This window comes from Bacillus sp. FJAT-26390 (assembly GCF_001682865.1).
Classification (GTDB): Bacteria; Bacillota; Bacilli; order Paenibacillales; family Paenibacillaceae; genus Pristimantibacillus.
The window spans coordinates 165014-181005 of sequence record NZ_MAQX01000035.1; the positions used below are offsets into that span (position 1 = coordinate 165014).

10 protein-coding genes are annotated in these 15992 nt (G+C 46.1%); 2 read left to right on the plus strand and 8 right to left on the minus strand.

Annotated elements, in window-relative coordinates; translation table 11 throughout:
• Nucleotides 1-8: 8 nt before the first annotated feature.
• From A7975_RS29895 to A7975_RS29925, 7 genes are all read right to left on the minus strand, one after another.
• On the minus strand, nucleotides 9-1208 hold the full coding sequence (locus A7975_RS29895; protein ID WP_255314610.1) for a ZIP family metal transporter: 1200 nt from the start codon (nucleotides 1206-1208) through the stop codon (nucleotides 9-11).
• An 18-nt stretch (nucleotides 1209-1226) separates the two neighbouring features.
• A complete protein-coding gene (locus A7975_RS29900; RefSeq protein ID WP_065387568.1) occupies nucleotides 1227-2270 on the minus strand; it encodes a multicopper oxidase domain-containing protein in 1044 nt (347 codons plus the stop codon).
• A 226-nt stretch (nucleotides 2271-2496) separates the two neighbouring features.
• A complete protein-coding gene (locus tag A7975_RS29905) occupies nucleotides 2497-6834 on the minus strand; it encodes an S-layer homology domain-containing protein (RefSeq protein ID WP_082198547.1) in 4338 nt (1445 codons plus the stop codon).
• Between the two features lie 392 nt (nucleotides 6835-7226).
• Nucleotides 7227-8744 carry an arabinosylfuranosidase ArfA gene (arfA, locus tag A7975_RS29910; RefSeq protein ID WP_065387570.1) on the minus strand — a complete coding sequence of 506 codons (1518 nt, stop codon included), beginning with the start codon at nucleotides 8742-8744 and terminating at the stop codon, nucleotides 7227-7229.
• 46 nt (nucleotides 8745-8790) lie between these two features.
• Complete coding sequence (locus tag A7975_RS29915; protein ID WP_065387571.1) at nucleotides 8791-9639, minus strand: carbohydrate ABC transporter permease; 849 nt, start codon at nucleotides 9637-9639, stop codon at nucleotides 8791-8793.
• Between the two features lie 3 nt (nucleotides 9640-9642).
• Nucleotides 9643-10584 carry a carbohydrate ABC transporter permease gene (locus A7975_RS29920; protein WP_053374216.1) on the minus strand — a complete coding sequence of 314 codons (942 nt, stop codon included), beginning with the start codon at nucleotides 10582-10584 and terminating at the stop codon, nucleotides 9643-9645.
• A gap of 139 nt (nucleotides 10585-10723) precedes the next feature.
• Nucleotides 10724-12052, minus strand: a complete 1329-nt coding sequence (locus tag A7975_RS29925; RefSeq protein ID WP_053374215.1) for an ABC transporter substrate-binding protein — start codon at nucleotides 12050-12052, stop codon at nucleotides 10724-10726.
• A gap of 402 nt (nucleotides 12053-12454) precedes the next feature.
• Here A7975_RS29925 and A7975_RS29930 point away from each other — a divergent pair, with 402 nt between their 5' ends.
• Complete coding sequence (locus tag A7975_RS29930) at nucleotides 12455-13372, plus strand: ArsR/SmtB family transcription factor (protein ID WP_053374214.1); 918 nt, start codon at nucleotides 12455-12457, stop codon at nucleotides 13370-13372.
• A 313-nt stretch (nucleotides 13373-13685) separates the two neighbouring features.
• Entirely contained in the window at nucleotides 13686-14663 is a 978-nt protein-coding gene (locus A7975_RS29935) for a tRNA dihydrouridine synthase (RefSeq protein WP_065387572.1), read from the plus strand.
• Between the two features lie 258 nt (nucleotides 14664-14921).
• Here the strand turns inward: A7975_RS29935 and A7975_RS29940 are convergent, their stop codons facing one another.
• A complete protein-coding gene (locus A7975_RS29940) occupies nucleotides 14922-15452 on the minus strand; it encodes an FxLYD domain-containing protein (protein ID WP_141680456.1) in 531 nt (176 codons plus the stop codon).
• Nucleotides 15453-15992 lie beyond the last annotated feature (540 nt).

Sequence of the window (15992 nt, forward strand, 5' to 3'; positions counted from 1 at the left end):
GCTTGGTCCTAGAAGTTAACCAAAAGAGCCGTTACATACATCATCAAAATGCCAAGCGTCAGACTGGAGAAGTTAAGCCATGAGACGGAAGGTGCCCCTGCAGCCCTAGCGTCTCTTAAAATCATTTTGAAAATCACATAAATGACTTGAACGATGGCACCTGCGCCAATCCCGAAGAACAACGCTGCCAACGTCTGATTAAAGACGAATCCGCCGACCCAAGTTCCGATAATTGCCGGTCCTCCGCCCAAGACGGCTAAGGCGAGGAAGGTTTTGAGTGTCGGCTTCGCTTTCAGGAGCGGCGCTGCGATTCCAATTCCTTCGGTGATATTGTGCAGCGTAAAACCAATAATAAGGAATGATCCGAGCGCAGCCTCTCCCGCTGCAAAGGCAGCGCCAATTGCGAGACCTTCTCCGAGATTATGAAGACCGATGCCGCCGGCTATTTTGAAGGATACCTGCTTGCCCGCGTCAATTTGGCTTAGAGCCTTCTTCGATTTCGTCTGATCTATGGCAATCAGGAACAAGAAGCTGAGCGCCGCCCCGAACCAGACCAAGCCTGTTCCTTGGAATACGCCAGGCGCTTCCGTGCCAAGCTCCATCCCTTCTTGAATGGTGTCTATGGCAAGGAAAAATAGTAAACCAACCGTAAATGCCATAACCGCCTGGATACCTTTAGTTGAGAAGCGGCGCATAAAAGGATACCATAATAGCCCGAGCCCCACCGGTACAACGCCAACATAAAAGCCAATAAGCGAATATTGCAGGAACCGGTTCGTATCCGCAGCCGGCGTTTTTATCGCAGCCGCAACCTCCCCTACAAAGATTAAGCCGTTAGAGGTGATGAGCTTAATTTCATGAGGATCACCCTCTACCCATGGATAAGGGATCATAATCGTCGCGCTGCCGAACCTCTCAAGCGTCGGGCTTGGTGAATAAGCCGCATTCCAAAAGGAGCCATCCACCACCACTTGAGCAACGGTCAGCTCCTTAGGTCCGGAATTGAGAACACGAACCTCGAAGCCATCGTCTGTCAAAACAATACGTTCCATATTCAGCACTTCTATCGGTGCTGCTTGCTGTTCCTTCACGCCTGTACCCCATGTCGCGATGATTGAAATCATGCCTGCCAGCAGCAGCAAAGGCAGTACGCCAAGCAGCCAGACGACTGCTCGATTAGGCTTCTTCATTACCTTTTCGGTCTGCACACCATACACCCCCTCGTGTTATCCGACTTCAAAAAATCCCATCCAGCCGAGCTCCGTGAACTCACTCTGGTGCGCATGGAACATATATTTTCCTGGAGCGGGGAACGTGACTTCAATAATGCCTCTCTCCCCTTGGCATAACATAATCGTATCCGTATAATAAGGCCTCGCGTCCGGATCAGCTCCAGTCGCATAATAATGAAAGAAATTAGCATGCAAATGGAAAGAGTTAATCGGATCAAATTCTGTTAAATTGCTTATATAAATGCGCACCAGCTCTCCTGTTTTCACCTTAATCGGCCGCGATTGATAAGCAAAAGCGTAGCCATTTACGGTATATACCTCGTTTTCGCCATCCAAATCCAAGTCGAACCCATTCATCACCATGCTCAGCTCCTTTGCCGGCTTCCTTGGTTTCTTCGGATCGATAATGAACTGCCCATAAAGCCCTTTGTGGATATGTCTGGCGAGCGGCGGAACATGACAGTGATAAGGCTGAAGCCCTGCTGGCCTCGCTTCAAACTCATACACAAATTCACCGCCGGTCGGCACTGGCTCCAAGCCGTCCATATTCGTTGGATGAATGCCATGCAAATGAATAGAGTGCGGATGCGCCGAGCCGTTCCCGAACTTGATTCTGACGATGTCTCCCTCCGTGCAGCGCAAGGTTGGTCCCGGAATTGTACCGTTGAAGGTCCACCCTGGAAACTTGAGGCCTTTCGCTATTTCCACTTCAGCATCCCATGCTTGAATATCGTATTCCCTTATCGTTCTTCCATCCGGCGAGGTGCTAACGACCCCGTAATCGAAAGCGGTTAACGCTTTAACCGCTGCTTCCAATCCCGGCGTTGAATCCGTTCCCGGATCATAGCCATGCGCCATCCCTTGCTTCATTTGATCTTTGAGCGTATGGTGCATTTCCTCCTTGCCCATCGCACTGGCAGACTTGCCGAATAGAGCAGTAGTGTTTAAAAAGCTGCTCCCAAGCACACCGAGCAGGCCCGCTGCTCCGACTTTAAGAATGCTTCTCCTTGAAAATGACCGATTTGGATCAAGCGGCATGACATCCACCTCCATGTTTATATAAGGAAATTATTTTGCCCGGACGCAAAATAATTAATAAAAAAATTTTATTTTACTTAGGGACAAAAAGTTTACTCAAGGAAACTTTTTTGAATATGTAAAATATATGCTAACCTAGGCGCTTTGTAAAGTGTTTTTTTCATTGCTTGTTCCCTCTTTATTGAGAGAGTAAAAGACCGCCAAGCTGCTTGGCGGTCTAGTCGATTTAGTTTATAAATTGCAAAGCTTGCAGCATACGTTTCAGCGTTACCGCAGCTTGCGCGCGTGTTGCTTGTTCATTCGGAGCAAACGTTTTTTCCGAGACGCCTCGTATAAGTCCTGCTTTCAAAGCCTGCGATACCGCTTCTCTTGACCATTCGCCAATATCGGGGGAATCGGCGAAACGGTCCAGCAAAGCGATGTCGCCTTGGATTTCCTTTCCTCCCGCTTTCATCGCGCGAATCATCATCGTCACCATTTGTTCGCGAGTGATGTTGGCGTTTGGTTTAAAAGTACCGTCCTCGTAACCCGTGATCAATCCGGATTTAAGTGCCGTGCCTACGGCTCCGGCGAACCAGTCGCTTGGCTGTACGTCACTGAATCCGCCCGCCTTGGTTTCAACTAACCCAAGCGAACGAACCAGCATGGCTGCAAATTCCGCGCGTGTAATGGAGGAATCCGGCGCAAAGTACAGACCGGTTTTTCCTTTTAAAATCCATTTATTCGCGAGCAGCTCTACATCCGCCTTTGCCCAGTGTCCTTGCAAATCGCTAAACGATTTGTCGGATTGGATGACAGTGTAAACACTATTGTGCGGAGAACGAATCGTTATCTCGGAAGAGCCGTTTTTCGTTGTAATTAAAGCTGGCACAAAAAATAGGTTGTTGTTCGAATCGACCCATACCGCCGTTACCTTACTCGGGTCAACCGGCAATGTCCCCAAGCTAATCGTACGATTGACGTAAACACCGCCGAAGTCGGCTATTTCTTTGCCGCTAACCGTGACCGTAAATTCGATTGGGTTCTCAATGGATTGCTCTGCATCCAAGCTTTTTACAGCTGCCTTTATCTCTTCGCCAACCGTGCCGGTTACTTTAGAGATCATGACGTTTACGGTTGATCCTTGAGCAATGTCTTTTAGCAAACGTATCGGCAGCTCATAGCTTGCGCCATTTGCTTTAATTTGAATAACCGCGCTGCCTTGCTTACTGAGCGCATGCAAGATCGCATTGCCCGGCAGCTCAACATTTACGATAGAATCACTGCCTTTTACAGCAATGACAACTACCGGAACCGCCAACGCTTTTTCAAGCTTATCTGCGTCTATAGCAACCTTCGTTACGGATGTCCCGTCAGCCGCCATTTCTTTCGTTACTTTCGCATCCTTTTCAACATCGATGATGCCCGTATTTGGCCCGGATGGCGATGTTGTTGTGCTGCCAGGATTTGTCCCCGGACCGGTTGGACCACTAGCCTCAGTAACGGTTATTGCTGCTTCTGCCTTTATGGACGTACCGGCTATCGTCGCTACAATCGTTGCAGTTCCTGCTTTTATACCAGTAACGAGACCGTTTGCATCTACTGCTGCAACGCTAGCGTCGCTGGACAGCCAATTTACCGTTTTATTCGCGGCATTACTAGGTAATACCGAGGCTTCAAGCTGCTCGGCAGCGCCTTTATTGATCGTCAGGCTGCTCTTGTTCAGCGATAATGATTCCGCAAACACAGCCTCCAGCAGGGTTGGCGCCGAGATCATAAATTTGCGCGAATACGGGTCTGTTCCCTTAGACCTTACCGTTATTTTAGATAAATCAGTCACATCACTTGGCAAAATAAAGCTTGTTTCGCCTGCCGCTAAGTTAGCCAGCACCGCTTCGCCGTTGTAAACCGCGTAGCCTTCGCTGGATGAATTGGAATCCCATTTCACGGTTTTAGCGGTACCGCTATCTTCAAGCAAAAGATTCTGCGGAGGCGTTGGCGCATTAAATACTTGCACTTGCGTAAGCCGTGGCGGCCCCGTAAGATCCGTATCCGTATTGCCGCCTGACGCGTTCTCAATCGTTACTTTGATGTACCGTGAATGATAGGTTTTGCCAAGGTTTATCGGGTATGAGCTGTCTTCGGAATCAACGCCGCCGTTAAGGTTGCCGGTAGCAAACGTATATCCTTCGGCTGTCTTTATATCCACTTGCTTAAACGCCACAGCTTCAAAATCAGCAGCCGATGTATGGTTTCCGTTATCATCCGATACATAAACAGTTGCGCCTTTTAATCTCGTTGATTTGGCAAGCAGCCTGATTTGGCTAAAATCCATCGCTTGCCCTAGGTCGATGACGAAGCTTCCTTTACGCTCACCGTCGGCGCCGAGCCATGAGTAATCTCCGATTTGATCGAGACTGGTCACATTCGTAACCGGCCAAAGCTTCGGATCCTGCAGCACCCCGCTCGTCAGCTTGTTGGCATTTCCGTATACATTGCTAGTAACGGACTGCAACTGGACCGCATTGGCTCCTACCGTAGGGCCTACGTTATACGCTTTTTTATTAAGGGCAAGGTTCACCGAGGATATGCCTGATGCTGCCTTGCTTATCGTGATGTCCGAGAGCTGAAGCTCCGCATCATAGGCAGAGTTTGTGCCGTTAGCGGAGCTGCGGTAAATGCCCCATTTTGGACGCAAATATTGGTCAAAGGCAGCGGGATATTCGGTTTCAAAACCGCCGCTTCTCTCCGGTCTTCTCCATAAGTCTTTGCCGCCGTCGGTTGCGCCTTTGTCTGCGAACGGTTGAAAAACATCCGGGTTGTCAAACGTATATATTTTGCCGGTAACCATATCGGTAATCTTAACGGTGAACCAGCCCGAGTCCGAAATAAGCGCGTCAAGCTCCACCTTAATCCAGTGGCCGTCGATTTCCTTTAACGGAATTCTCAGCATCGTCTTGTCGCCGTCGTACCGGTTATGGTTCACAACAAGCGTCCTCGTCGTCGTCCCCGAAATTGACATTGCGAGAATGTATGCGCCGTTCTCACCGCCAGAGTTGCCGCCGGGCAGCGTATTGGCCTCTTGTGCATTCACTGCCTTGAGCTGGAAGAGATGCCTGAAGTTCGGCTGGTTCCACTGGTTGCCGTCAGGAATATTCCAGAGCCATTCATAGGAAACTAAGTCACCCTCATAAGCAGTAAAATCGTTGGTCGAATCCTCGCTTGGGCGAATTTCAACTCTTTGCCTGTCCGTAATGGAAGCTCCGCCTACGACATAACCCTTTTCCGGGTCAAAAACGCCTTTATGGGCGTATTCGCCGTCGCGAACCTTTTCTTCGAATTCATTGTTCAGGCCTCTGCCGTGCGCCATGACTTTAAATACGTTTTTGTTAAGCGTGCTGTCCCAAACGGTCCTAATATGATCGTCCGCCGCAGTCGCCAAAGGCTGATTGCCATAATAATCGTGGTAGGCGTCCCTTATGCGCTTGGTCACGCCTTCCACCGGCTCATCCGTTTCCATTGCGCCGCCCAAAATGTTATATGGAGACACGCCTTCAATGGCGTTCATCTTAATCGTCTTATGATTCGCGCCATAGCCGCGGGCGGTTACGTCCAGTGCAAATCGGGATGGATCACCCTTGTTGAAATGGAACGCAAACTCATTAGTGCCAAGCGGAAGTTTAGCAAGATAGGAATGAGCAAATGTAACCGTATTGCCCGATGACGAATAATCCGTATCCGCAATAAGCGTATGGCCTCCATTCGTTATGCTCGCCAGGGTCTGCCCGTCAGCAAGGCTAATCGTTGTCGTTATGGGTGCCGCCTGATCCCATGTGCTGTAGGTCGCTTTAGCCGGTTCGAGTACGGTTGCGTTAGCTGCCCAGTCTTTCCCGTAAATGGCGAGTCCAGACAGACCCATCATCGCGGCGCTATCATCTGTACGCGAATCACGGGGACCAACCAGTACCGTGTTGATCATCACATAACGTGCTGTAAACGGATACAAAAACGTCTTCGTATCAAAGCCCCACTGTTGCCCGTTGTATGTAACATAAGACCATAAGCCTTCCGTTTCCGTACCGCCTGCGAGCGTCCAGCCGTTTCCTTTCCAGTCGTAATTGTACGCCGAATCCGAAACCGTGGGCGCGCTTTCCCATGAATCGATATTATTAGAGTAGTAGACTTCAAATCTAGTCGCGTTGCTTTGGATGTTCGGGATCGAGTTGGGTATTTCAAGATACAGCTTATCAATCGTTTTGGGAGCGCCAAAGTCGAAGGTTAAAGCCAGCGTGGATGGCGAGTAGTCATTCATATATACGTTTGAGCTTGAATTACGCCAATAACCGCTTCCCCCCGTTCGCAAAGCGTCTGCCCCCGGATGACCAGCATCCTCCGAGCTTGCCTTGAGATTCACATCTGCCACAGGCGTAAAAAGCGATGGGTCCAACAGGTTGACAGAACCTGCTGCCGAGGAGCTTCCCGCTGCATCCGTTGATACCGGAAAGACGCTAATAAGCGATAGAACAAGCGCAAACGATAGAACAGAGCTGAAAACCTTTTTTAAACCTTTTTGCTTAAACATCATAAAGCCTCCTTAGAGTCCATTAATGATTCATTAAACGCGGGCGAAAAAGATTAGCTGCATGTCGAGATCCTACTTGCGTTGCAGAATTGATAGATAGAATAGCGGGTAGCCTACACACTCATTTTAAGGAAACGGTCGTGTTGAAATCGCTTACAATCTTTCCTTTTACGCTCCTCCTCCTTCCTAGCAATTGTTATCTTAAAATACGAGCCCCCTTCCGAATATGGAAAAATTTACGATTAGGGTGGCATTATTTATTATTTAGCGGGAAATACGCGGAGCTTCCATTCGCTTTTTACGACAAAAGAAGAGACCTTCTACAAGTTACATGAACTTGTGAAAGGCCTCTTCTATTCCATAAACGGCTGTTTTCTCAAACCTATCTCTGCTTCTTATTGCATGCTTTTGCTCTTGCCTAATCGAATCACATGCCAGGAATGTTTAGCCAGGCGAGCCTCCAGCAAGCCATCCTGCACAGACGAATGCCCATCGCTATGCGGCTTTACGTTTTGCCCCGCAATCGAATTTACAGCTTTTAAATTCTCGTTCTCCAATACGATATGCTCTATTATGGCGTAGTTAGTGAAGCTTCTCATATCGCATGCTAGACTTAGCGTCTCCTCCAGACTGCGATTGAGCGCAAACACCGTTAATTCCTCCCTCTCAGGATTATGGACGGCTACACTATCCAAATACGGCACGTCCGTAAACTCTTTCGAATCGTATTTATCAGAGGAAATGACCGGCTGAAGCGCAATTCCTCTGCCATAGACAGATGCATGCATATACGGATAATAGATCGTTTGCTTCCATGATCCGCCTCCGTTTACCGTCATAATCGGCGCTATTACGTTAACAAGCTGTGCGAGGCAAGCGATCTTGACCCGATCAGCATGCTTCAAAAGCGTAATCAGCATACTGCCTACAAGCAGCGCATCCTCAAACGTATAAATATCCTCAAGCTGAGGCGGCGCAATGGACCAAGGCTCAATTTGTTTATCTGCCTCATTCGAATGGAACCATACATTCCATTCATCAAAGCTCAAATTAATCGTCTTCTTGCTGCGCTTCTTAGCTTTAATGTAGTCGCAGGTCGATTTAATCGTTTTGATAAAATGGTCCAGATCCATGGAATAGGCGAGGAAGCTGGCGGTATCGCCGCTTCGGTTGCCATAATACTGATGGAGCGAGACGTAATCCACAACCTCATACGTATGCTCAAGCGAAATTGCTTCATATTGCGGAAAGGTTGGCATGCCCGTATTGGAGCTTCCGCAGGAGACCAGCTCGATCGTCGGGTCTACCCACTTCATCGCCTTCCCCGTCTCAAGAGCAAGTCGGCCGTATTCGTCGGCTGTTTTGTGCCCGATCTGCCAAGGACCATCCATCTCATTGCCTAGACACCAAGTCTTAATCGCATGGGGCTGCTCGTAACCATGCTTTTTGCGCAAATCGCTCCAATACGTACCGCCAGGATGATTGCAATATTCAAGCAAGCTGCGAGCTTCGTCAATGCCGCGAGTGCCGAGGTTAACCGCCATCATCACTTGCGCGTTCACGCTGCGCGCCCAATCTACGAACTCATTCGTTCCGAATTGATTGGTCTCAATCGTTCGCCATGCAAGCTCCAATCTTCTTGGCCGTTCCTCCTTCGGTCCGACTCCGTCCTCCCAATTGTACCCGGATACAAAATTGCCGCCCGGATAACGGACGATAGGTACCTGCAGATCGGTGATCAGCTTCGCGACATCCTTGCGAAAGCCGCTCTCATCGGCTTCAGGATGACCCGGCTCATAAATACCGCCATAAACGGCGCGGCCTAAATGCTCGATAAAGGACCCATAAATGCGCGGGTCAACTTCGGAGATGGCAAAATCTTTTTCTAACGTCATTTTCGCTTTAAGTGTCATGGAATCACCTTTCTTTTTGAAAAGATAGTTTGGTATGTGAGCTGCCTTAGCCTTTGACTCCGCCTGCGGTCATGCCTTCGATAAAATACTTTTGGAAAAATAAAAACACGAGCAAAATGGGGACAATCGCCATCACCGCGCCTGAAATGAGCATGTCGAAATTGTTGCCGTAAGGCGTGAGGAGCGTCGCGAGGCCAATCGGAATCGTCAGCTGCTCGGTCGTACGCAGAACGATAAGCGGCCATAAGAAGTTATTCCATGCGAATAGCGCTTGCAGGATTGCCATCGACGAGAAAGCAGGCGCCATAAGCGGCATCATAATTCGGAAAAAAGTTCCGAACTCCGTAGTGCCATCCACACGGGCAGCGTCGAGAAAGTCCTTCGGGAGGCCGCCGGCATATTGACGGAAGAAAAAAATCGGCAATGGAGCAACGACAAAAGGCAATATGACGCCCCATATGCTGTTAATCAGCTTCAGGTTAATCGACAGCTTATACAGGGGGAGGATAATAATTTCGATCGGCACCATCATCGTAATCAGCACTAGAGCAAAGATGAAGTTGCGAAACCGAAAGTTATAAACCGCGAGGCCATAGCCAACCATGGAAGAAAAGAGCAAGCACAGCACCGTGAAAATAGCCGTAATCACCAAGCTGTTTTTGTACCAGGTTAAATACAGCGAATCGCCCGTGAACAAATAAGCATAGTTTTTAAAAGAGAAGATTTCTGGGCTGATCTTCAGATTTAATCCAAAGCGCATAAGCTCCTGCGCAGGCTTGAAGGATGCGATCGTCAATGTAACCAGCGGAAACAGCGCAAACGCTGCGAAGATGATAAACAAGAGAAGCAGCAATACGGTATTGACGGTCCATTTATGTTTCTCTGCATGATTCATCCTCTACTCCTCCTTCTTGAACATGCCGAATAATTTAAGCTGGCTGATCGTGATAATGAAGGTGAGAACTAGAAGCACGATACCAACCGCAGAGCCAAGACCCAAATTATTTTGCTCAAGCCCATTTCGGTACAGATAGCCGACGATCGTAAGTCCGATATCATTCGGTGAACGGTTGCCGTTCCACAGCATATAGCTTTCCGTGAACATGGAATAACCGCCGTAGATACTAATCGTGAATACGTAGATCGTAATTGGCTTCAGCAAAGGCAATGTGATTTTCAAAAATTTATTCCAGGTTGATGCGCCGTCAATCTCTGCCGATTCATACAGCTCCTTCGGGATATTTTGCAGTCCGGCCATAAAATAGAGCAGATTAATGCCAATCCATCGCCAAGCTGCAAGCGTTATTAGCGTCAGCATCGCGAGATGCTCCTTGCCAAGCCAGCGCTGCTTCTCAAAGCCAAGCGAGGTGACAATGGTATTCATAAGCGAGCCTTCCAATTCTCCAAAAGCTAGTCGAAAAATGGTTCCTGCTACAACGACGGAAGTTAGCGCAGGAATGAATAACGTGGAACGAAAGAAGTTTTTGGCAACCATCACCTTTGAGTTCAGGAAAACAGCCAATACAAGAGGAATAGGGATCAGGAGACACAAAGAAAATAGCGTATATTTACTGCTGTTAATGATCGATTTTAGAAACGTCGGATTCCATAAGTCCTTGTAATTCTCAATCCCTATAAACGCTACCTGCCCGGGGAGAACCTCCTGAAAGCTCATGACGATAGCCGAAATGACCGGATAGGCAAAAAATACGGCAAACGAGATCAAGAAAGGCAATACGAAAAAGTAAGGGGCCATCTTCTGTGAATACAAAATGCTAGAGCTTGCGGAAGCTTTAGAGGTTTCCACTGCCTTTAACGCCTCTGGCGAGCCTTTTGCCATAAAACCCTTCCTCCTTACCAAGCGTAAACAGCTGAAGCGGCTATTTGAAGGCTAAAGCTTGTTTCGCAGCATTGAATCACTATCGTGGAATAGGCAGTATCACTAGCCCTCGCGAGGCTAGTGATACCTTCTCATTCTATTATTTTAGCTGGGCAGCCGCTTCCTTCAGTACTTTATCCACATCCTCGTTGTCGAGCAGTATGCGAACAAGGATCGAGGTTTTGAAAGCATCGGAAATCGTTGGCGTATTTTCATTAATGTTCACGCCTTCAATTTCGCCTTTGATATCCGTCAGCACGTCAAAAATATCGTCTCCGAAATACTCCGTAAATTTATTCGGCTCACTCAGCGCTGGGTCTGTCCATACATCCGAGCGGAGCGGGTCAAATCCAAGCTGCTTCCAAATTTGAATGTTGCCTTCCTTGCTGATCTTTGCGAAAGCAAGGAATGCTTTGGCTAATTCCGCATTCTTGGTCGTTTTCGTGATAGCTGTCCCAGTCCCGCCCATACCTGCGGAACGAGGCTGTCCTTCTGCCCATGCCGGCATAGGCTTAATTGCAATCTTGCCTTTCAGATCCGGCATATAATCGGTGAACCGCCCCATATACCACATCGGCATCCATAGGGAGGCAGCACCGCCGCTGTTCATCAAACCATAGTACTCCTCACTGTGATGGCCAGTACCCGGCGCTGCGATAGCGATGCCTTGTTTAACTAGACTTTGCTGCCATTTGAGCGGATCTGCTACAATCGGGCTTGTAATATTAAGCTTGCCATCCGCTGTTTGGAGATCGTCATTGCCCGGCGCCTGCGCTACCTGAGGCCATAGCGACCACAGATCTCCGCTTTCGAGTGTAGCCATCGGAATGCCCGTTTTATCCAGCACTTGCTTGCCAGCAGCTTCATAATCAGCCCAAGTTTTAATTTGATCTGGATTAACGCCAGCCTTGTCGAGAATCTCTTTGTTGTAGTAAATAACAGCTGCGCCAACATGGAAGTCAATGCCGTAATAATTGCCGTCTTTCGAGTAAATATCCAGCCTTGATTTCACTAAATTATTAATCTCAGGCTCAATGATATCGTTAAGGGGAAGCAGCTGCGGGTCGCCTTTAAGAAAATTCGGGAATTTATTCAGCTCAATATCCGCCATATCCGGTGCTCCTGTTCCCGATTGAAGCGCTACCAAAAGCTTGTTATGCATATCGTCATAGGGAAAAGTGTTAGCGACTAGCTGAATCTGTTGCTCCGGGTTTGCTTCATTCCAGCGTTTTGCCATATCCTCATAAAACTTTTGATGCAGCTCGTTAAACGTCCAGAATTCAATTTTTGTCGTTTTCACACCGGTTGCAGCAGAGTCTTCCTTGTTCGTAGTGCCGTTCTTCGTGCCGCCGTTATTACCCGAGCAAGCAGCCAGAACAACGGTAAACATGACTAGACAAGAGAGCATGACCAACAAATGCTTTTTCACTTGTATTCCCCCTTAATAAGTATGCTTCTATGCTTAATCCCATTGGGATCAATGCCGCTACTTGGGTGAAACTCGTTTGTTTTATACTTTTATGTATTTACTTTATAAAAATCTAAACTGTTTGATATTCCCATCATAATGAGGACGGTTTTGTTTGTCAATCACAAAATGTATGCGTTTACTTTATTCTTTTGTTTTAACCTTTACTAAACTAAGATCGCCTTCTTTTCACACAAAAATAGATGTTTTTCGCAACACGAATGAATATCTTTAGAAAAACGTTGCTTTCCGCTGCCATCCATCCCTCTTTTTACATAAAAAACCTATCCCTTCTCATTCGTTATTATTTGATTTATAATAAGTTAAATCAATTACTTGTCAGGAGAGGGGCGACTACTCACATTGATCCATATCAAAGAGCTCCGTTCAGGTTTAAACATCTTTAAAGCGCTTAGCTCGGAAATCCGAATTGAAATACTTGAATTGCTGACCAAACACGATAGCTTGAATTTAAATGAGATCGCTGAGAAGCTTGGGCTTACCAACGGGGCGATTACGATGCATATTAAGAAGCTTGAGGAAAGCGGCTTAATTGATATCACGACAGCGGTTGGCCGCCATGGCCGCCAAAAAATATGTTATTTAAACGAGGATTTATTATCTGTCGAATTGCGGAGCAAAGGCAAACAAAATGTATACGAAGTAGAGTTGCGAGTTGGCCACTATTGCGACTACCATGCCGAACCAACCTGCGGATTAGCTACAAAAGACAGCATCGTTGGGGAATTCGACAATCCTCGCTATTTCGCTGATCCTGAGCATATCAATGCCGGAATCGTATGGCTGAGCAAAGGATATTTGGAATATCGAATCCCAAATTACCTTAAATCCAATCAACGCTTCAGCGAGCTGCAATTTATATTGGAAATCGGCTCCGAAGCACCCAGCTTTAACAACGACTACCCTTCCGATATCGTGTTTAGCGTAAATGGAGTAGAGCTTGGCATGTGGACCTCCCCCGGTGATTTCGGCCTGGAACGCGGCACGTATAATCCGGAATGGTGGCCGCCCCACTTGAATCAATACGGCTTGATCAAGCTGGTGCGCGTCAACGAGAACGGCTCCTTCATCGACGGCTGCCTAATATCGAATGTTACGATTGCCGATATCCAGCTGAATGAGAATACAGATATCAAATTCAAGGTTGCCGTTGCAGAAACAGGCAATGTGGGCGGCCTTACCATTTACGGCCAAAGCTTCGGCAACTATAAGCAGGATCTCATCGCTAGAATTATTTATGATGAGGTTGATAGGGGTTAAGCCAACACAAATAAAAGGCTTCTCGATAAGTTCAGATGAACTATTGAGAAGCCTTTTATTTCAATAGTATCGTTTTCTCGTCTCTCCTTGGTTTCCCTATTTCCAACTTAAGGTCCACAAGATTTTCAACTGCAGGCGCCTATTCACCTGAACGCGTTTTTATAGCAAACAATGCCAATATCACATTAATTGGTCAGTCGCTCACACAATTGATTCTGTGCATCAAACGAAAAAAAATGATACTATGTATGATGGGTAAAGGACTTTGCTATAGCTTATATCGATTTTATATGTTGCAACAGGAGGAAGTAATATGAGTAACGACCAAAATTTTTGGCTTGATTTACCAAAGCCGTTTTTTATATTAGCGCCAATGGAAGATGTCACAGATGTTGTATTTCGTCACGTCGTTAGCACAGCTGCAAAACCCGACGTATTTTTCACGGAATTCACAAGTACAGATAGTTATTGTAACCCTGCAGGAAGAGACAGTACTCGCGGTCGGTTAACGTTCACAGAAGATGAGCAACCGATCGTCGCTCATATTTGGGGCAATAAACCTGCATTTTTTGAACAGATGAGTATAGATATGAAAAAACTAGGCTTTCGTGGTATCGATTTAAACATGGGATGCCCGGTCCAAAACGTCGCATCCAATGGTAAGGGTTCTGGATTAATACAACATCCTGAAGTTGCAGCCGAAATTATTCAAGCAGCAAAAGCAGGCGGATTGCCGGTTAGTGTTAAAACAAGATTGGGTTACTTTGAAATTGACGAGTGGCGCGATTGGTTAGGGCATATATTGAAACAAGATATTGCGAATCTTTCCATTCACCTTCGTACAAAGAAAGAGATGAGTAAAGTAGAGGCGCACTGGGAGCTAATTCCTGAAATAAAAAAATTACGCGATGAAATTGCACCAAATACGCTGTTAACCATTAATGGAGATATTCCTGACCGCGCAACAGGTTTAAAATTAGTGGAACAATACGGCGTTGATGGTGTCATGATTGGCCGCGGCATTTTCACCAATCCATTTGCTTTTGAAAAAGAACCTAAAGAACATAGCGCGAAGGATTTTCTCCATTTGCTACTTTTACAGTTGGATCTTCACGATAAATATTCAAAAGAAAACGAACCACGTCCATTTAAACCGCTTCTGCGCTTTTTCAAAATCTATGTTCGTGGATTTAGAGGCGCAGGCGAACTAAGAAACCAATTAATGGATACCACGTCAACAGATGAAGTACGTCGTTTAGTAAAGCCTATTTTAGATCAAGTATTAGATTGAAGCATTCCCACCTGTGCATGATTCAAAAGACTTGCTGTTAAAACAAGATAGAGTTTTCGGTATCATGTGTATAACTCTCTTTCAAAATAATGGAGAGCACTGAACCTGCTTTCGGTGCTCTCAAGACCTACCATAAAACATAAACTGACGTATCCAAAGTTGTAGACTATATAAAGAATGATATGACCCACAGACAAACAAAAAAGAGTACTCATGGTGAAGTACTCTTAGCGCTAATCGGTTACACGATATATATCTCTATTCAAACAGTTGAAATTTATATTTCTTTATCCCCTCTGGATATTTGGTCATCAACTCAAACCTCCTATTCTCGTTTGGTTCAATCCCTAATGAACCAATGGCATATGTCCAATCAGTATCAATCACATTATCATTTGCATCCATATATATAGCCATAACCTTTATGTAGGAATACGATGTGTCTCCATTATTCTTTACTGATCCTATTGCACGAATGTAATCTCCATCTCGACTCACTTCTACATCAGTGAGATCAAGCATAGGAACTGCATCTTTATTTATTGCATCCAGCAATTCAGTAAGGAACTCCATATCCTCTGACTTTATTACAACATCCGAAATAACCTCAAATGCTTCTTCTGTCTTTCCTTGCTTATGTAATTCATTAGCTTGTGCCATCAATTCATTGTATTCACTGTCAGAGCTTGAATTAACACTATCCGCACCGTTTGAACATCCAGAGAATATGAAAATAGATGAGGATAAGGCAATAAATATTAATATTGCATTACGCACTTCAATCACCACTCCCGTTTATCCTATGAAGTCCCTGCTTCCCATTTATGCCCACAACTCATACAGCCAACCATTAGCTTCTTACTTCCAATAAGTCCTCCTAGCAAAGCACCACCAACAGCAGACTTACCAAGTCTAAAGCCTTTGTCCTGGGGACAACTGAGTGGATTTGCATTTTGGACAACGCAATATCTCGTTTGAATTATCCGTATCTTGAAAAAACAGTTTGTTTGCTGGCTTCTAATGAGGTTTGAAGACTCTCAACAGGAGCACATAATAACTGCATTGGACTTATAGCCAATGTCATTCGATTGACAGCTAATATAATAATTTTTTCCTGATTCATGTAATAACTTCATATCAAACATACGATTCCACATTTCAACCAAACTAGAATAATTACCTATAAATATACTAACATATTCCAAATGAATAGGAGTATAAAAAGTTGGCTAGAAGATGTAGAAAAGAATCTACATTTGTTGTATTGGCAATGCAACTTGCAAATGTCTTCTCTGTCGTGTTCTTGCACTGTCTGTCATCAAGAAAATC